The sequence below is a fragment of the Paraburkholderia aromaticivorans genome (assembly GCF_002278075.1).
In the GTDB taxonomy this organism is placed as follows: Bacteria; Pseudomonadota; Gammaproteobacteria; order Burkholderiales; family Burkholderiaceae; genus Paraburkholderia; species Paraburkholderia aromaticivorans.
Map to the genome: position 1 here is coordinate 86043 of NZ_CP022992.1, position 17081 is coordinate 103123.

A 17081-nucleotide genomic window follows, 5' to 3' on the forward strand; every position below is an offset into this window, starting at 1 on the left:
TCAGTCAACGTGGAATCCGGGATCACAGTCACTGATCCAGTGCGCAATCTCCGGCCACGTGTCGCTGAGGGTGCGGGCACCCATGAACAGGCCGATGTGACCGCCCGGAACCAGCTTTTTCTCGATGCACCCCTTCGGCGTGCCGAGATATTTTTCCGCATCGAAGACCTGTTCCCTGGTCGTAATATCGTCGTCTTCTCCCGCGAGCAGGTAGACCGGACACGTAATGTCCCGGAGGTTCAGGCGGCGCCCCAGGCCGATAAAGGTACCCTTCGCGAGCCGGTTCTCCTTGAATAACTGTTCGATGGCCTGGAGGTACCAGCGTCCAGGCAGATCGATCGGATTCTCATACCAGCGTTCGAAGGTCTCCTCCTTTTTGAGATACAGCGGGTCGTCGATGTGCTCATAGAGGTCGATATGCTGCGTGATGTAATGCTCCTCCGCGTGCATGTTCTTCCATCCGTCGAGCATGAATTTGCCGCGCATGAGCCCGCCCCCGAGGGTGACGAGTTCCTCGTAGAACGAGACGGGGTACGTATGTGCCATCCGCTTGACCGGGCCGTCGCCCGCATCGGTATCGATCGGCGAGCCGGCGAGCACGAGGCTTGCGACCTTGTCGGGAAAACGTGCCGCGTACATCGCCGACATCCACCCGCCCTGGCACAGGCCGACCAGGTTGACCCGCCCGCCGAGATCGTCGACGCAGACATTGATTTCGGCGAGATACTGGTCGATTTCGAGGTCCTTCATGTCTTCGGTTGCCGATTTCCAGTCGGTGAGGAAGACGCGATGAAGACCGTTCGCGAGCAGTGTCTCGATGAGGCTTTGGCCCGCGTGGTAGTCAGCGATCATCGCCGTATGTCCCGCATAGGGGGCATCGACGATGGTCGGAACTCCGCTGGCGGCCTGCGCGGAATCGGAGTAGTCGCGAAACACCATCGTCCGAAGGTCGAGCAAGACGCGATTGGCCGTGGCGAGCCTGGGTTTAAGTTCATAGGTCAGTTTCTCTTCCTCGGCGAGGAACGCGAGGTTCTTCGCATAGAGCTCGACGCCCTGTTCAACCAGCTGCGCAGCCGCCGTCATGGGCCAGAACAGCGGGACGCTGATGCCGGCTGAGCTTATGGGGGGTGTTCGAGCGTTTTGGCATTGCTGAGTCTTCCTCGGAACATGCGCCGGCTTACCGGCCGTAGGCGCAGCTACTGTGGTCGATCCAAAATCCTTCTTCGCCGTACTGATTCGCAAGCAGGCACGCCCCGGATCGAGGGAGCGAATATTTCGTGCCAGCTACCAGCCCATGCAGCCGGTTTGACGCATCTACGATGACGCACTGGATCGCGTCAGTCGACGCAAGGCACCCGGAGTCTTCGATGTGCTCGCAGCTGGACGGCTTAGCGTGCGCTCGAGCCGGCCGGCTTTCCTTTGTCGCCGACCTTCCCGGCGTATCGATCGGGCGCCGCCCGGAATTTGTCGTGGCACGAACCGGAGCAGAAATAGTATTTCTGGCCCTGCCAAACCTCGTTCGCTGCGGCTTTGCCGATTTCAAGCGGCATGCCGCAAACCGGATCGGTGACTTGCATATCGGTACCCTCCTGTTCGATAAAAACCATGGCCTCCGCGGCGACCATTTGAGTTACGGCGCGGTGACTACTCCACCTGTTTTCTACCTTTCACGCGTGGCGCGTCGGACAGTGCGCTTTTCGCGAACGGCGCGTTACCCGGTTTGCCCTGACTGCCGAATCTTGCCTGTGCGAGAAGGCGAGGAACGCGCACGCTTGCGAGAAGGCCAACGAGAACAACCATGGCTGTCAGCGTGAAGGACGCGTTGGGTATGAAGGCAACGCTGAACAGAACTCCTCCGCTCACTGAGCCTACCGACTGGCCAAGACTTGCAGCGGCAGTCTGCCAGCCCAGCGCGGCACCTTGCCGTTCGCCGGCGCGGAGCGAGATCCAGTAAGTGGCGATGGGGGAAATGATCCCGGCGCTGCCCGCAACAAGCGCGACGGCAATTGCCATCGCAAGGCCGCTAGCGGCAAACGGCACGACCGCCAAACTCGCTGCGAGCATGGCAAGCGCTGGCGTGAGCAACCAGCGGGTGGCCTCCGGCTTGACGAGCGGGGAAAATACAAGCGATTGGACAGTCAGCATAACGAGACTGCACTCGGTAAACATGAGCCCTATCTCGGCGGTATTCATGCCGAGAACTTGCGTGCCGCGCAATGAGAGGCCGACTTCGAACGTCCCGACTGCAGCGGCTGTCACGAACGAGATGACGAGGAGCCGCAGTAACGTGGCGTGGCCGTCCGGGGAGCCGCCCGATACGTGCGGATCGCCCGCGCGCCCGTTTGCGCTCGGCACAAACGCCCAGACCGCCAGCGCGACAGCGAACGCGAGGCCAGAAGTCACAAGGAATGGGGGCCAGTAAGTGCCGGTTTCGCCTGCGCGCGGCAAGAAATTGCGCGCGACGTGCATCGTCAAGCTGCCCAGCATCGGACCGACCAGGAACCCCGTCGCGCCGGCGATGTTGAGCAGCGCGAAGCGGTGAGCGCGCCATTCCTTCGACGGAGCGTGATCGCCAACAAGCGCGTAGACCGCCGGTGCGATCGACGACGCAAACAGGCCGCCGAGCGCGCGTTCAAGGTAGAGCAACGGAAGACTGCTGACGAGGGCAAAGAGCGCGAGCGTGGCGGCGAATCCTACAAGCCCCAGCAAGATCGCAGGACGGCGCCCACGACGGTCCGCAAACCGGCCCCACAGCGGGGCAAACAGAAAAAGAGCCAGCGCGTAAGTTCCGGTCAGCAAGCCGGTGTGCCTGGACAACGCGGCGGGATCTGCCGTTGGGACGATCCGTTCAAGCATGCGGGGCAAAATCGGCAGCAGAAATCCGTACCCGACGGCGATAGCGAACATGGCCAGCAACAACGGGCAAAACATTCGCCACGGCAGCGTCCGTGCAACAGGATGTGCGCTCATACCGCCGCCCCAGCCCGACGTCCGGTCGGGGTGCCCAGGATTTCGCTTCGGTCCGCAATTGCCGTGAATCGCGTGTAATCGAGCGCCAGAGCGATAACGACCATCGGGGCCGAATGTCCGGACATCGCAGGCGCCACGATCTGCGTGCTCAACCGGAAAGGAGACAATGCGCCGTCCGCTCGCAGACGCGCGATCATCCTGTGCACCCTCCTGCAGACTGCATCGACCGCGCTCACAATGCGCCCTCTCTCATCGCCGCGCCAGTTGAATGGCCGCCGGCGCTTCACCATGCTCTGCCGAACGCGTGCCACGGCGCCCGGTCCACAACCGCCACGTCAGGACTTATTGCGGCCGATATTGAAATTGGCCCGACATCGTGTCGTGCCGGCCAGACCGGTTCACCTCCACCTTGACACGATAAGGGCCGGACCCGCTCAAATTGAAGTACGCCCCGTAGCTGATGGTGTCACCAATACGCATCGGCTCCAGTCGCCTGCGCGTCTCTCCGAGACCGAACTCCTCCACCGACGCCATCACTCGCGCATCCGGGATGCGTTTCTGCGTCGCGTGGTCAAACAGCGCAACGATCAGGTGGTAGCTGTACCGGTTGTCTGGGACGCCTCCGTGCATCGAAGCCTCGGGGTGGGACGCGGGGTGAGCGCCGACCAGTGCGGACGGCATCAGGCCGTAATACATGTCGATGTCACCGATAAGCAGGTGCTGGCTGGCGTCGCCCTGAGCGCCGGCTGCCGTGGCTAGCAGCAAGCCGATCGTCAATATGAGCGCTTTCATCAGTTCGCTCCTTTTGCTGAAACGTGGCTCTCTCCGCGCCTTCCGCTCCGGTTCAGCCGCTTGCCGCGACAGTCGCCGCCGCCACGTCGCGAAGTTCGCTCCCGGCATGGACTACATCGGCAAGCCGCGCTGCAATCGCTTGCAAGGCTTCGCCGGACATCGTTTCCCTGGCGAGCAGATCGTGCGCGGCCTCGCCGAGCAGCGTACGGTTTGCAGTCAGAATCGAAGAGGCTCGCTTGAACGCGACTTCAATCAACTCGCGCACCGCGGTATCGATGGCAGTAGCAGTCTCCTCGCCATACTGCCGCGGGCGCCAGTCGGTGCCGGCCGGCATGCCCAGCGCAGAGACGCTTTCCGGTTCATAGGCGACCTGGCCGAGCTTCGGGTCCATGCCAAAGCGCACAACCATGCTGCGGGCAATGTCGCTGGCCTTGGCGAGATCATCGGCCGCGCCTGTGGACACTTCTTCGAAGACGAGGCTTTCGGCCGCGCGCCCGCCAAGCAGCACTGCCATCCGGTTCATCAGTTCGCCGCGGTCCATCAGGAAGCGGTCCTCGATGGGTCGTTGAATCGTGTAGCCAAGGGCGGCAATACCGCGGGGAATGATTGATATTTTCTGCACAGGGTCGACACCGGGCAGTGCCATCGCCACCAGCGCGTGCCCCATCTCATGGTGAGCCACGACCTCCCGCTCATGCGGATTGAGCAGGCGATTGCGCTTCTCGAGCCCGGCCACGATCCGCTCAATGGCCTGCGTGAAGTCGTCCAGCGTGACGTCGTCTGCGTTGCGGCGCGTCGCAAGCAACGCTGCCTCGTTGACGAGGTTCGCCAGATCGGCGCCGGAAAAGCCCGGAGTAAGCGCGGCGATGTCCGCGACCGGGACGCCCGAGGCCAGCCTGATTTTCTTCAGGTGGACGGCGAGGATTTCACAGCGCCCCTTCTTGTCCGGCCGGTCGACCAGGACCTGCCGATCGAAGCGTCCCGCCCGCAGCAACGCGGGGTCGAGAATCTCCGGTCGGTTGGTCGCGGCGAGCAGCACCACGCCTATCGACGTATCAAATCCGTCCAGCTCGCTCAGCAACTGGTTAAGGGTTTGTTCCTTTTCATCATGACCGCCACCACCGGGCAGAGCGCTGCCACGCGCGCGGCCGAGTGAGTCGAGTTCGTCGATGAATACGATGGCCGGTGCATGCTGGCGCGCCTGCTCGAAAAGATCGCGCACGCGCGCGGCGCCGACACCAACGAACATCTCGACAAACTCCGAGCCCGAGATCGAAAAAAATGCCACGCCCGCCTCACCGGCGACGGCCCGGGCCAACAGCGTCTTGCCGGTGCCGGGCGGCCCGACCAGCAGTACACCCTTCGGCACGTGTGCGCCGAGTCTGCCGTAACTGCGCGGATCCTTCAGGAAGGACACCACCTCCTTCAGTTCATCCTTGGCTTCATCGACGCCCGCGACGTCGGCAAACGTGACCTTGGTGTCCTTCTCGACGTAGATCTTCGCCTTGCTCTTGCCGATCGCCATCATGCCGCCCGCTCCGCCTCCCATGGCCATTGGACGGATCAGGAACATCCAGACAAGGGCAAACCCGATAGCTGGCATCAGCCAGCCCAGGATCGTCGGAAGCAAGCCGGGCGAGGGTTCACCGGAAAACACGAGATTGGCCTTGGCGAGATCCTGCGCAAGCCCCGGTTCGACCCGAAGCGTCGAAAAATGCTGCGGCTTGCCGGCCTCGACGTCCTTGGCCGTCACGTCCTTGTAGGTGCCAGTAATCTGAGTTGGCCCGATGACGAGGTCCGTTACCTTGCCTTGGCTCACCAGCTGCTGAAATTCGCTGTACGGGATCGTCCTGATGTGATCGGGTTTGGCGAAAAAGCTCTGGATCATCATCACCGCCAGAAACGCGGCGACGATATACAGGACGTTGATCTGATGCTCGCGTTTTATTTCCATAACACGCCTCGATCAGCCTGGTCCGGCCGGGCCGTGCGTCGACCCGCCGTGGCGAGCGCCGAGTCTCGGAATGAAAGCCGGCACGTCGTCCATGTATCGGCGATACGCCGGCCCGAATTCGGTCATCGACTCCCGTTCCTCGGCACGTGCCAGCCGCACGTACATGAAGACGAGAACGGGGAACATCACCAGGGTCAGCAAGGTCGGCCATTGCAGCAGAAAGCCGAACATGATCAGCACGAAGCCGTCATATTGCGGATGACGCACGTACGCATAGACGCCTGTCGTCGCGAGCGTGCGGCGACGCTGTGCGGCGTAAAGGACCTGCCAGCCCGCCGAAATAAGCCAGAAACCGCCGCCGATGAAAGCGAAGCTCAGCAGATGGAATGGGCCGAAGTGCGGGTTCGTTTTCCAGCCGAACATCATCTCCAGCAGGTGCCCGGCGTCGTGCGAAAACCAGTTCACCTGCGGGTAGTGACTCTGCAGCCAGCCCGAGAGCAGATAGATTGTCAGCGGAAACCCGTACATTTCCGTGAACAGCGCGATGAGGAAGGCGCTGAAGGCGCTGAACGAGCGCCAGTCCCGCTTCGTCTTCGGCTTGAAGAAGGTGAATGCAAAGAGGATGAAGATGGCCGAGTTGACGACGGCCAGCAACCACAAACCGTAAGCGGGGGGATTCTCATGCATGACAGGCTCCTGGCGAATGCCGGCGATCAGTGCTGGTGAGGGGGCGACTTCTCGCGGCGATCCGGAATTCCGTCGCTACCGTGTTCGCTGTCGTCATGTCCGCCGTGACCGTGGTGCATGAAGAGGTGCATCAGCGGGCACGCGAGGATAAAAAGGAAGGGCCACCAGCCGTACAGGTGCGCCCGGTGCTCCGTCACCAGATAAAATCCGCCGATGGCCAGAAACCCAATCAGTACAAGGTTGGCCCGCGAGACGAAGAAGCCGCCGGGTTTGCGATCGTGATTCCCGTGTTCCATCTCGACCTCCGCAGTCGCAGGGCACCGAATGTAGTGAACACAGACTATGCTCCGGCGAAAAAGCGCTCTTGATTCAGATCAATCGTTATGGTGCGCTGGACTTCCTCCAGCGGAAAGAGCGACCGCGATGCCCGGCCACAAAGCTCACTGCGCTGACCTGCGCATTCGGCATAGACAGTGCGTACTCAGTGCGTCGACTGGCGTCGCTTTGTGTTGAGGCAAGAACAAACAAGCGCTGCGACCCATACTGCCGTCAGCGCCAACAGGACGAACCTGAAATGTGAGCCGATCGCCAGATTCGAGACAGACATCAGCCCGGTTGTCAGGCCGCCGGCCAGCGCAGCCACCAGCACAGCGTAAGGCTTACGCTGTGCGAATGCGCCAAGCGCCAGATGCACGAGCAGCACCCCGGTGCCACCGACGTAGCCGCCCAGAACAGTGAAGACCCATCCGAGCCAGCGCGCGAACCTGGGCGCTGCAGCCTGTAGTCGTTCACTGGAAACAGCCATGTAGTGCAGGTCTTCCGGCAGCAGGGGTGGTCGGACGAATATGAAATAGAAGCCGATCACAATCATCGCCCCGCCGACGGCAGCGAGAAGCCAGGCGTGAAGAGGCCAAGATGCTCTGGCGCGTTTCCGGGGTGCGGCAACTGACATCGGCCTGCCTCCTGACTGGCTGCCATGTGGTCAACCAGGGTCCCCCGCGAGCCGGGCAGCTTTGATCACAGTATTGCAGGGGTGTCCGGCAATTCGTTTGCGGTGTTCCGATGCGCGGGAAAGTGGCGCTTGAGGAGCTGAGCGGTCGCCTGGATCCCGCTGATCGCGCCGTCGCGGTATGCGCCCTGCCGAAAAGCCTCTTCCATCGTGTGGCAGATCGCCTGCCATTCCTGCGCACCGACCTTCGCGTGCACGCCCCGATCGGCCACGATCTCGACATCGCGATCTGCAAGCAATACGTAAATCATCACGCCGTTGTTGTGCTCGGTATCCCAGACCCGCAATTGCGAGAACACTTCGATAGCACGTTCCCGCGCCGACTGCCCATTGAAGAGCACCGCGCTGTGAAGCGCGCCTTCGATTGCGAAACGGACTTCCCCGACATGTTCCGCATCACAAGCCTTGATTGCCTTCTCGATCGCGATCAGGGTGTCGCGCGGAAACGCCGCGCGGACCTGCCCATGGGTGGTAAGAAGGTGCCTTACGATTCGCCTGATATCCATCTCACCACCTGCCTGACGCGCCACCGCCACCAAAGCCACCACCGCCACCGCCGAACCCGCCACCCCGCCCGCCGCGTCCAAATCCGCCGCCACGACGCCCGAGACCGTAGGTTCCAACGTAGCCCCCCATCCCTCCGCTGGTCAGTGTGAACAGGAAGGCGATCACACCTGCCACAACCGTTGCGGCGAGACCTGCCGCCAGCAACCAGGCAATTACAGCCACGACGCCGCCGGCCACGGCGGCTCCGGGCAATCTGCCGAACATGGCGCGCAGGGTACTGCCAAACACGACCGCCAGCATGAAAATGACGGGCGCAAACCGCCAGACGTTGGGGGGACCTTCCCCTTTGCGAGACTGCGGGGGCGGCAACGACTCACCGTCGGCCACCCGGATCATCTGATCGATTCCTGCCGTAATGCCACCGGAGAAGTCGCCTTCCCGGAATCGCGGCACGATGATCTCGTTGATGATCCGGTTGCTGATCGCATCGTTGAGCGCGCCCTCCAGGCCGTAACCGACCTCGATGCGCAGCGTGCGGTCATTTTTTGCGACGATGAGCAACGCCCCATCATCCACTTTCTTGCGCCCGAGCTTCCATTGTTCAACCACGCGCAGCGAGTATTGCTCGATTGTCTCCGGCTCGGTGGTGGGAACGATCAGAACCGCGATCTGCGTGCCCTTTCTGCTCTCGAACGCCTGTAGCGTCTGTTCGAGCCTGCTCACCTGATCGCTGGTGAGCGTGCCCGTTTGGTCCGTGACGCGGGCCGTCAGAGGCGGCACGGCGACGTCGGCCATCGCAACCCACGAGCCGCACAGAGCGACCCCGATGACCAGCGCCAGAAGAACTTTAAGCGGATTCAATTGGTCGCTCCCGCTGCCGGCAGGGCTTTCCCCGGCGTCGCACCGAAATCGACGCGCGGGGGTTTGGCGATTTCCGCCTCGTTGGTCACTGAAAAATTGGGTTTATCCTTGTAGCCGAAGGCCATCGCCGTCAGGTTGGACGGAAACGAGCGGATGGTGACGTTGTAGTCCTGAACCGCCTTGATATACCGGTTGCGGGCAACGGTGATCCGGTTTTCGGTCCCCTCTAGCTGTGCCTGCAGGTCACGAAAGTTGGCATCGGACTTCAGTTGCGGATAGTTCTCCGAGACAACCAGCAGTCTCGAAAGTGAAGCGGTCAGTTGCCCTTGGGCTGCCTGGAATTTCGCGAATTCTTCAGGATTATTGAGCACCTCGGACGTTGCCTGAATCGAGCCGACGCGAGCCCGCGCTTCGGTCACCTGGATGAACACATCCCGCTCCTGAGCGGCGTAGCCTTTAACGGTGTTGACCAGGTTCGGTACCAGGTCTGCACGACGCTGATACTGATTAACGACTTCAGACCAGCTCGCCTTGATCTGTTCATCCTGAGTTTGCAGGGTGTTGTAGCCGCACCCCGCGAGGCTTAGCGCCAGGAGCGCTGCCAGGACCACCCATAACTTGCGCATTCTGTATCTCCAGTGTTCTGTCGGCAATCCGAGGGTTGGCCAGCAGCCAATCAGTCTCAACATCCAACAAGCTCCAAGCCCATGACGCACGGCGCGCCGTCGGGTAAGGACGCATTATTCGATGCTCGCACCACCTATCGTGCGGGCGCCGCAACCTGCGCAATTTGACCTGGCTCAATGAAATCTCCGTTCCGCCTCACACGGGGCCGACCGGATTCCCGGAATGACTTAACGCAACGGATCGGACCGCGGTTCGCTCCGGGCGATGAATACGCATTGGGTCATCAGGAAGGAAGTACGGTCGGCCGCTTGATCCAGATCAAGCGGCCGACCCGATGTGTGACTAGGCTTGTAGGGTGTATGCGGCCGTTTGCGCAGGACCCGATAGGTCTCGCCATCCCAGTGGGGAGGAAGTCATGGGCATGAAGCCGTATTGGAAAACCGGTGTCGTTCTCGCATTGACCCTGGCGGTTGGCTACACGGTTTGCGCGGTCCTCTATGCTGCATGGCCCAGCCTAGGCATCGATTTTCTGAACGCAATGTTTCATGGCCTTGATTTTCACAAGATCGACACTGGTGAGCCATTTACGCTTCGGATGTTTGTGTATCCGTTCGTAGTCTTTGTCGTGTGGGGCTTCGCGGTCGGGACATTGTTTGCGTGGATTTCTAACCTCCTCTACTCGGAGCAGTGAAGAAGCGCCGCATGGGAGCCGCCCGCGTCAGGCCAGATGCCCGCCCCGTGGCATGGCTTTCTGCCCGCTTATCGGGTCGCCGATGCATGTCAATGAATCCATGGACCCGTTCATGGAGACGAGTTGTGGCCTAAGTGGAGAAGCATGATGCAATGGTTATCGAGCAACTGGATCTGGCTGCTACTCGCAGTTGGCGTTTTCCTGATGATGCGGCGCGGCGGGATGGCTTGCGGCATGGGAGGACATCGTCACACGTCGCGCGAACAACCCGCGACTGACGACCGCTCGCCGCACGATCCGGTCAGTGGTCAGTCCGTAGATGGAGCGCATGCGCTGACCTCCATATTTGATGGACAAACGTACTACTTCGAGTCGGAGCAGTCACGTGCCGAGTTCAACAAGGATCCTCAGCGGTTTGCGCGTGGCGGCACTCACCGGCATCACGGTGGCTGTTAAGCCACGGATCGCGATCGCCCGCTGCGAGCGTGGCGTGCCCCCCCGCTACCGACTGATGGGCAGGTGTCCGCATGAGCAAGAAGCAAGCACGCAAATCGCACGCACCCGAACCGGCAGGTCTGACCGACTCTGACGAAGGCAGTCCGCCGCCCGCAACGACGTTGATTTCGCACGACGAGTATGAGACAGAGCTGCGCCGCCTGCAGGTCGAACTGGTGAAACTGCAGCGTCACTTCATCGGCTGCCACGACAAAATCCTGGTGCTGCTTGAGGGACGTGACGCGGCGGGAAAGGATGGTGCCATCAAGCGAATCGTCGAACACCTGAGCCCGCGTGAGACCCGTGTCGTCGCGCTCGGCCGCCCCTCCGACCGCGACCTCGGTGCGTGGTACTTCCAGCGCTATGTCCCGCACCTGCCGGTTGCCGAGGAACTCGTTCTTTTCAATCGCAGCTGGTACAACCGGGCCGGCGTCGAGCCGGTCATGGGTTTCTGCACGCCGGAACAGCACGAAGAATTCATGCAGGCGGTGCCAAGGTTCGAAGCCTTGCTGGTCGACTCCGGCATCAGGTTGCTGAAGTATTACCTCGACATCTCCAGGCACGAACAGTCGAAGCGCCTGAAAGCGCGCAAACGCGACCCGCTCAAGCAGTGGAAGGTCAGCCCGATCGACGAGGTCGCGATCAAGCACTGGAAGGACTACTCGAAGGCTCGCGACACCATGTTGCTGCGGACCCACACCGCCGTGGCACCGTGGCGCATCGTGCACGCGGACGACAAGAAGCTGGCGCGGTTGAATCTGATTCGGGACATGCTGTCCCGGCTCGACTACTGCGACAAGGACGAGAAGCTGGCACTGCCCGATCCTGCCGTCATCTTCGAGTTCGAACCAGCGCGCCTCGGCGAAGGACTGCTGGCGAAATAACGCCAACACTCGGCAGGTAGCGCAGGCGAGACGAGGAGGGAACGTCATGAGCACGGCAGGCACCGGCCAACACGCATCGACTAGCGCGACCGCGCGGCGTGCCCTGACGACTGCGCTGGCTCAGTGGCGGCGTCTCCGCAGTGCTCAATGATTGCCAGCACAGCGAGATACCCGACACTAGCTGCGCACGCCATAGCAACTCCCTCAACTCGCCAACTATGTTGACGTGCGCCCTCGAACATTGCAGTCGAGGTGACGGACCCGTCCCACGGATTCAGTTGCCCGATGTTCCTTGCTCGACAGATAACTCCGTGGGTTCCCGCTGCAGCTTGGCCCGTCGCCGCGCCCGGTCGTTGATCACCTGATGGCGCCGGTGGTCGGTCATCTTCTTCCATGCCCGAATCTCGTCGAGGGTCCGGAAGCAGCCGATGCACAGTTTGGTCTTGCCATCGAAAGTACACACATCGATGCACGGTGACTTGACCAATGGTTGAAGGCACGCGCCCGCGCCTCTCGTGAACCGCATCTGCTACCGCGCTTTTTTGCAAAGACGTGGGGCCGACAATGCTCAGCGTCATAAGTCAGCTTTATGCACGCACGTCAGGCGATCAGTGTCAGGCGGACTGCTGTTGATGGGGTATCACGGGCATACCGGCCATACTTGGCAAGACCCGGTCCGCATAGCGCGCAATCGGAAAATCGAACGTGCCGCGCAGGTTGATGCCCTCCAGATGCGTCGGCGCAATGCGCCGCAGGGCCACCGCCTGAAGGGCGTCTCCACTCATTGCCTCGATCTGGTCAACGGCGCGCTGCATATGCATCGTGTTCCAGGCCATCACGGCATTGGTGAGCAGCGCCAGCGATGACGACACCGCCGCGAGCGAATCGTGATGCTTCGTCAACTCCGATGGGATCTTGCCGATGTGGATCGCCCGCTGCACGGTGTGCACGGCTTCGCCGCGATTGAGCACGTGTTGCAGTTCGCTGCGAAAGGCGGGGTTGGTGAAATAGTCGATCAGGAAAATCGTGCGGAACAGGCGGCCGACATGAACGCCGCCGTCGTACACGGGCTGTCCGCGCGCCGCTGCGCCGAATCGGGTCAACGCCTCGACCGCCGTGCAGCAACCGCTTTGAATCGACGCGGCCACGCGCACGAACTCGTCCCAGATGCTTTCGATCAGGTCCAGGCGCACATCGCAGTCGGTCACGGCCACCAGTTCCGCCGGCACGGCGTGGTGCTGCGGCACATGCAAACGCCGGTCACGCAGGTGAGCGAGTCGCGGGCACAGGTCGAAACCCAGCGCCCGCGCGAGCCCCATCGCGAAATCGGTAAACCCATGGGTATCGACTGCGAGCTGGGCCACGTCGCTCGTGCCGCTTTGCCGAACCACGCCTTCGATCGCGGCGCCGGCCTGCCGCTCGTTGAGCACGATCGGTTGATCGTAGAAGATCCCCCAGCGGTCCAGTACGTGCGTGTACATGCCGATCGAGGCCGTGCGCCGGCGCGGGTCAGCACGCGCCTGCCAGACCGTGCGGGTTGTCTCCAGTGACATCATGTCGGACGACGCCAGATCGGCACGGCCCCAGTGCGCGGCGATCGGGTGGCGAAGCATGAATTCCAGCACCGCGTCGGCGGCCTGCCGTAGTTTTCGTTCGTCGGCGATCCGGTTCATCATCTGCCGGATTGCGGCGGGCGACAATTCCGGCACCATCCGCGAGATGTCCGCCGCGGACAACGATGTACCGTGTGCGAGCACCGCCGCGTACACGAGCAGCAGCTCGCTGCGTGAGCGTGGTTCACGTCCGAGCAGCAACCAGCTGAAGCGCGTCGCGCTGTCGATTTCGAGAATGATTTCGGGTAGTTGGCCTCCAGGGTGGGAGGCGAAGACTGCGCGGCGCAACTGCTCCAGCGCTGCATCCTTGTTTTGTGCCAATAAAGGAGCCAGATGCACTGCGGTGTCGATCCGCACATCGCCGCGTAGCGTCGCGTCCTTCAGCACAGCGAGGCCCTGATCGAGATGCTTGAGCAACGGCTCGAGGAATTCCTTCGGGTCCTGCGGCAGCTTCAGATGACCGTAGTAATGGTTGCGCTTCGCGCTCCATTCATCGGGCGGGATCAGCATCCGGGCCTGGCTGCGGAATGCGAAGCTGTGCTCGACATAGACGGAGCCGTTGCGCAACGCGATGCGCAGGGCAAACAGTGTCGCCCATTCGAATGCCAACAGTGCCTTGTAGCGATCATAGCCGTCGATCGCTTCCCTCCATGCGCGCCCGAGCCGGATCGTGACGCGATCCGGTAGTGTGTACGCCTTGCGCGCATACAGGCCACACAGCACCTCCAACGCATCGATCACCGGGTGAGCGGTCTGCGCTTCGAACGGCAGACGGACCAGTCTGGCGAGCATCGCGCGTGCCTGTCCCCGCTTCGCCATCAGATGTGCCCGGACCAGACTCCGCCGACTCGGCGGGTGCTGGTCGAGCGCCCGGTCGGCCAGTTCGCAGAGTTTGTCGCTGAGTTGCTCGCGAGACAGGGTCGGGTCGACCGCAGCCGTTTTCACGGCCGTCGCGAAATCGCGGATACGTGCTTTCAAATCCGGACGCACGGCGTCGATCGCGCGAGCCGCGTCGTTGACGGTTTTCTGAATCCAGTGGCGCAGCATGCCCAACAACTGGTCCGTTGCTGCACACAACGCATAACGCGTGAAGCATGCGGCTTCGAGCCGGCGCGACTGCATTTGAATCCGTTTGCTGACCGACGGCGGGCGATTCGCGCACCGTCTCGCGTAGTGGCGCACCATTGCGTCGTTGCAGTCCGCCGGCCAGCGCGTATGAACGCCGATCGCGTACAGGCGGTCGACCTTGGTGAAGATCTCGCCCATCTGGTGCGTTGAATTGCGCAGTGGGACGGCCCACAACCATTCCTGCAGACTGCCGTGCTCTCCATCCGTTCGCGATAGGAGGTGTCCCCAGTGGTCCAGCGTCGACGTGGTGAAGGCCCGTTCCAGCGTACCGGTCAGGGCGATCTCGATGCCCTGTACGGCCTGTACGATCAACCGCTTCAGCAGGCGATCATGGGCAATCAGGATGCGATGCTCGTACAGCCAGCGCTTGAGTTCATGTAGCAGTTCGCCGCGCTCGGGACGGCCAGCCAGGCGTTCCTTCAGCCAGCGAACCACATACCGCCGCTGATGTTCAGCCATCGGGCTAAAGCCGAGCGACTGATAGGCAATAACCTGGTGGTCGACGAGCGTGCGGGCCCGTGTTTCGTACAACGTCCGCAACGTGCCCATATCCGGCGGGTCGAGGGCCAGTTGTGTACCCAGGTGGTCCCACAGCGCCTTGGGGATCTGCTTGTAGGCGTCGAGGGTGCGGCCACTCATCCGGAGAAAACCGATATGGAGCGCGACCGCGAGCCTGTAGAGGTTGCCGCGGCGCGCATCGATCAGTGCGCGTTCCCTGGCGGAAAACGTGAAGAACGTGACAAGCTCGAACTCGGTCAGTTCGCGAGGAATCTGCCGGATGCCAAGATAGGTGACTTGCCAGTGTTCCATCGCGCTCGCCTCACAGCGTATGACGGACCGACGAGCGTAGCGGCAAAAAACTGGCAAGGCAACCGACTCTTGTCGTCATTTCCGCCCATGGACGCGAGCATGGGGTTTGAGGTGCAGCAGAACGGAAAACCGGGTTAAGCACTTGTTATAAATCGCTGTCTGCCGGATCACGTAGCCAAGATGAGTGCACGTCAAATGGCTAGACCGAAACCGGATAGCCAATAACGGCGATCCCCGATGTTAATTAGCCGGCGCCTATTTGGCTATGTATCTTGGCTGTCGGGTTCAGTAGGAAAGCACCGTCGCAAACCGGCCACAAGAGACAGTCATAGCCTTGCCGCGATCGACCGAAGAACAGCCGGCATCGGTCGTTCGCCGGCAAAGTTCGAATCCTGGTTCTGCTGGCTGCATCTAGCGACGACCTTGCGGTCATGCCTTCAACAGCTTTTCGAAGTCGCGCGCATCCTTTTCGATGGCCTTGATCGCCTTTCGCTCCATCGCCTTATACCGTCGCAGGACTTCAATGCCCAACGTCGTCAGTTTGGTGCCACCACCGGCCGGACCGCCCTTGGTTCGTTCGACCAGCGGCGCCACAAAGTAATCGTTCATGCTGTCGATCATCGCCCACGCCTGCCTGTAACCCATCCCCATCTGTTTTGCGGCCTGGCTGATCGAACCTGTGTTCGCAATACCATCGAGCAAGGCCGCCTTCCCGGGACCAATGGCGACGCCTGCGGCGATGTTCAAGCGCAGCGTTGGGACTACGTCGATCTCGCTCATCGCTATCCTTCCAATCCCATGATGGGTCAATGATATGGCTTGCGGGCGCCGCAGTCGATGCGATATGCTATTTTTAGCATATCGGGTGCCGCAACGTTGCTGCGTTGCGGTTGCGGGTTTACAAGGGCAATTAATGCTGACACACGGACCCTCGCCGGCCGGCCCGATTGCGGCCTTAGACCGACGCCTGAAGTCCGGGGGCAGCGCAACCATGACCGCCATCGCATCTGGAGATGGTCGGATGGACGCATTCGACCAGTCACCCCAGTCCACTGCCTGAGCCACATCGAATCTAGAGGAGAAACCGAATGAGGACGTTGAAGCTGCACAAATGGGTCGGCATGTTGGTGACCTGTACCGGCCTCTTTGCGACAGCACCAACGCACGCGGCCGACGCTTTTCGTGTTGCCTATGCCGGCTCAATGGGCGTGGTGATGGACCGCTTCATCGGCCCGGCATTCGCGAAGCAGAACGGCGTCGAATACCAAGGTATTGGTCAAGGCGCTTACGGGCTCGCGCGGCAGTTGCAGGGGAAACTGTTGCAGGCCGACGTGTTCATTTCCATCACACCGGGGCCGATCGACATCCTCAAACAGGCCAATATGATCGGGCCGGCCGTGCCGGTGGCCAGCACCGAGATGGTGATCACCTACAGTCCCCAAAGCAAATTCGCCCCTCAGCTCGCAGCCGCAGCGGAGGGCAAAAAGCCGTGGTACGAGGTATTGCGCACGCCGGGCCTGCACTTCGGCCGCACGGACCCTGCTACCGATCCGCAAGGCCAGAACATCATTTTCACGATGCTGCTGGCCGAGAGTTTCTACAAGCAGCCGGGGCTGGCTGAGCAGATCCTTGGTGACTACCAGAATCCGCAGCAGATTTTCGCCGAACCTTCGCTGCTCTCTCGCCTGGAAGCCGGGCAGATCGATGCCTCGTCGGGTTATCTGAGCGCCGCGCGCTCCCACAAGTTGCCGTTCATCACATTGCCGGATGAAATCAATCTGAGTAACCCCGACATGGACGCGAAGTGGTACAAGACGGTGCGGTTCAGCATCAAGCTGCCCAGCGGCAAGACGTCGACGCTGAACACCCAGCCACTGGTGTTCTATGCCACGGTGCTCAAAGATAGCAAGCAGCTCGCGCTGGCGGAAAAGTTCGTGCAGTTCCTGGCAAGCCCCGAAGGCCAGAAGATGCTGCAGGACAACGGCTATAGCCCGCCGAAGGGCGGCCCGATTCAGTGACGGTCGGACATGCGGAGATCTGCATTCGCAGAGCC

Annotated in this window: 18 protein-coding genes; 4 read left to right on the forward strand and 14 right to left on the reverse strand. The window is 61.5% G+C overall.

Annotated elements, in window-relative coordinates; all coding sequences use genetic code 11:
- The 11 genes from CJU94_RS36560 to CJU94_RS36615 all read right to left on the reverse strand — a co-directional run bounded on the left by CJU94_RS36560 (position 1) and on the right by CJU94_RS36615 (position 9406).
- Positions 1-1083 carry an alpha/beta fold hydrolase gene (locus CJU94_RS36560; protein WP_011875660.1) on the reverse strand — a complete coding sequence of 361 codons (1083 nt, stop codon included), beginning with the start codon at positions 1081-1083 and terminating at the stop codon, positions 1-3.
- A gap of 305 nt (positions 1084-1388) precedes the next feature.
- Complete coding sequence (locus CJU94_RS36565) at positions 1389-1607, reverse strand: YHS domain-containing protein (protein WP_244221186.1); 219 nt, start codon at positions 1605-1607, stop codon at positions 1389-1391.
- 37 nt (positions 1608-1644) lie between these two features.
- On the reverse strand, positions 1645-2970 hold the full coding sequence (locus tag CJU94_RS36570) for an MFS transporter (protein ID WP_011875662.1): 1326 nt from the start codon (positions 2968-2970) through the stop codon (positions 1645-1647).
- Positions 2971-3312: 342 nt separating this feature from the next.
- Entirely contained in the window at positions 3313-3762 is a 450-nt protein-coding gene (locus CJU94_RS36580; RefSeq protein ID WP_011875664.1) for a hypothetical protein, read from the reverse strand.
- Positions 3763-3814: 52 nt separating this feature from the next.
- Positions 3815-5716, reverse strand: a complete 1902-nt coding sequence (gene ftsH, locus CJU94_RS36585) for an ATP-dependent zinc metalloprotease FtsH (RefSeq protein WP_011875665.1) — start codon at positions 5714-5716, stop codon at positions 3815-3817.
- 12 nt (positions 5717-5728) lie between these two features.
- Entirely contained in the window at positions 5729-6403 is a 675-nt protein-coding gene (locus CJU94_RS36590; protein ID WP_011875666.1) for a methyltransferase family protein, read from the reverse strand.
- 26 nt (positions 6404-6429) lie between these two features.
- Positions 6430-6699 (reverse strand): DUF2933 domain-containing protein, encoded by a 270-nt coding sequence (locus CJU94_RS36595; protein ID WP_011875667.1) that lies wholly within the window; start codon positions 6697-6699, stop codon positions 6430-6432.
- A 185-nt stretch (positions 6700-6884) separates the two neighbouring features.
- Positions 6885-7274 carry a hypothetical protein gene (locus CJU94_RS36600; RefSeq protein WP_244221187.1) on the reverse strand — a complete coding sequence of 130 codons (390 nt, stop codon included), beginning with the start codon at positions 7272-7274 and terminating at the stop codon, positions 6885-6887.
- A 146-nt stretch (positions 7275-7420) separates the two neighbouring features.
- Positions 7421-7918: a TPM domain-containing protein gene (locus tag CJU94_RS36605; protein ID WP_011875669.1), complete on the reverse strand. Its 498-nt coding sequence runs from the start codon at positions 7916-7918 to the stop codon at positions 7421-7423.
- 1 nt (position 7919) lies between these two features.
- Positions 7920-8780: a TPM domain-containing protein gene (locus CJU94_RS36610; protein ID WP_043292968.1), complete on the reverse strand. Its 861-nt coding sequence runs from the start codon at positions 8778-8780 to the stop codon at positions 7920-7922.
- The gene (locus CJU94_RS36615; protein WP_050782040.1) at positions 8777-9406 is read right to left on the reverse strand and encodes a LemA family protein; all 630 of its coding nucleotides are present in this window, start codon (positions 9404-9406) and stop codon (positions 8777-8779) included. The genes CJU94_RS36610 and CJU94_RS36615 overlap by 4 nt, the downstream gene beginning before the upstream one ends.
- A 416-nt stretch (positions 9407-9822) precedes the next feature.
- On the opposite strand from CJU94_RS36615, the gene CJU94_RS36620 reads away from it, so the two are divergent.
- The 3 genes from CJU94_RS36620 (at position 9823) to ppk2 (ending at position 11477) form a co-directional block, all read left to right on the forward strand.
- Positions 9823-10098 carry a DUF5676 family membrane protein gene (locus CJU94_RS36620; protein WP_095423508.1) on the forward strand — a complete coding sequence of 92 codons (276 nt, stop codon included), beginning with the start codon at positions 9823-9825 and terminating at the stop codon, positions 10096-10098.
- Between the two features lie 144 nt (positions 10099-10242).
- The gene (locus CJU94_RS36625) at positions 10243-10554 is read left to right on the forward strand and encodes a YHS domain-containing protein (protein ID WP_244221188.1); all 312 of its coding nucleotides are present in this window, start codon (positions 10243-10245) and stop codon (positions 10552-10554) included.
- A gap of 71 nt (positions 10555-10625) precedes the next feature.
- Positions 10626-11477: a polyphosphate kinase 2 gene (gene ppk2 / locus CJU94_RS36630; protein WP_011875674.1), complete on the forward strand. Its 852-nt coding sequence runs from the start codon at positions 10626-10628 to the stop codon at positions 11475-11477.
- Between the two features lie 274 nt (positions 11478-11751).
- Here ppk2 and CJU94_RS36635 read toward each other — a convergent pair whose 3' ends face one another.
- The 3 genes from CJU94_RS36635 to CJU94_RS36645 all read right to left on the reverse strand — a co-directional run bounded on the left by CJU94_RS36635 (position 11752) and on the right by CJU94_RS36645 (position 15808).
- Entirely contained in the window at positions 11752-12003 is a 252-nt protein-coding gene (locus tag CJU94_RS36635) for a DUF1289 domain-containing protein (protein WP_011875675.1), read from the reverse strand.
- An 88-nt stretch (positions 12004-12091) separates the two neighbouring features.
- Positions 12092-15028 carry a Tn3 family transposase gene (locus tag CJU94_RS36640; RefSeq protein ID WP_095423509.1) on the reverse strand — a complete coding sequence of 979 codons (2937 nt, stop codon included), beginning with the start codon at positions 15026-15028 and terminating at the stop codon, positions 12092-12094.
- Between the two features lie 429 nt (positions 15029-15457).
- Complete coding sequence (locus CJU94_RS36645) at positions 15458-15808, reverse strand: winged helix-turn-helix domain-containing protein (RefSeq protein WP_011875679.1); 351 nt, start codon at positions 15806-15808, stop codon at positions 15458-15460.
- A 341-nt stretch (positions 15809-16149) separates the two neighbouring features.
- On the opposite strand from CJU94_RS36645, the gene CJU94_RS36650 reads away from it, so the two are divergent.
- On the forward strand, positions 16150-17046 hold the full coding sequence (locus CJU94_RS36650) for an extracellular solute-binding protein (protein WP_011875680.1): 897 nt from the start codon (positions 16150-16152) through the stop codon (positions 17044-17046).
- The last annotated feature ends 35 nt before the right edge of the window (positions 17047-17081 follow it).

What these genes read in the sequence shown, in the direction of transcription:
- CJU94_RS36570 (WP_011875662.1), bottom strand. Translation starts at nt 2,970, where the DNA reads ATGAGCGCACATCCTGTTGCACGGACGCTGCCGTGGCGAATGTTTTGC.
- CJU94_RS36600 (WP_244221187.1), bottom strand. Translation starts at nt 7,274, where the DNA reads ATGATTGTGATCGGCTTCTATTTCATATTCGTCCGACCACCCCTGCTG.
- CJU94_RS36595 (WP_011875667.1), bottom strand. Translation starts at nt 6,699, where the DNA reads ATGGAACACGGGAATCACGATCGCAAACCCGGCGGCTTCTTCGTCTCG.
- CJU94_RS36615 (WP_050782040.1), bottom strand. Translation starts at nt 9,406, where the DNA reads ATGCGCAAGTTATGGGTGGTCCTGGCAGCGCTCCTGGCGCTAAGCCTC.
- CJU94_RS36565 (WP_244221186.1), bottom strand. Translation starts at nt 1,607, where the DNA reads ATGGTTTTTATCGAACAGGAGGGTACCGATATGCAAGTCACCGATCCG.
- CJU94_RS36605 (WP_011875669.1), bottom strand. Translation starts at nt 7,918, where the DNA reads ATGGATATCAGGCGAATCGTAAGGCACCTTCTTACCACCCATGGGCAG.
- CJU94_RS36625 (WP_244221188.1), top strand. Translation starts at nt 10,243, where the DNA reads ATGATGCAATGGTTATCGAGCAACTGGATCTGGCTGCTACTCGCAGTT.
- CJU94_RS36560 (WP_011875660.1), bottom strand. Translation starts at nt 1,083, where the DNA reads ATGACGGCGGCTGCGCAGCTGGTTGAACAGGGCGTCGAGCTCTATGCG.
- CJU94_RS36645 (WP_011875679.1), bottom strand. Translation starts at nt 15,808, where the DNA reads ATGAGCGAGATCGACGTAGTCCCAACGCTGCGCTTGAACATCGCCGCA.
- CJU94_RS36590 (WP_011875666.1), bottom strand. Translation starts at nt 6,403, where the DNA reads ATGCATGAGAATCCCCCCGCTTACGGTTTGTGGTTGCTGGCCGTCGTC.
- CJU94_RS36640 (WP_095423509.1), bottom strand. Translation starts at nt 15,028, where the DNA reads ATGGAACACTGGCAAGTCACCTATCTTGGCATCCGGCAGATTCCTCGC.
- ppk2 (WP_011875674.1), top strand. Translation starts at nt 10,626, where the DNA reads ATGAGCAAGAAGCAAGCACGCAAATCGCACGCACCCGAACCGGCAGGT.
- CJU94_RS36580 (WP_011875664.1), bottom strand. Translation starts at nt 3,762, where the DNA reads ATGAAAGCGCTCATATTGACGATCGGCTTGCTGCTAGCCACGGCAGCC.
- CJU94_RS36620 (WP_095423508.1), top strand. Translation starts at nt 9,823, where the DNA reads ATGGGCATGAAGCCGTATTGGAAAACCGGTGTCGTTCTCGCATTGACC.
- CJU94_RS36650 (WP_011875680.1), top strand. Translation starts at nt 16,150, where the DNA reads ATGTTGGTGACCTGTACCGGCCTCTTTGCGACAGCACCAACGCACGCG.
- CJU94_RS36635 (WP_011875675.1), bottom strand. Translation starts at nt 12,003, where the DNA reads ATGCGGTTCACGAGAGGCGCGGGCGCGTGCCTTCAACCATTGGTCAAG.
- ftsH (WP_011875665.1), bottom strand. Translation starts at nt 5,716, where the DNA reads ATGGAAATAAAACGCGAGCATCAGATCAACGTCCTGTATATCGTCGCC.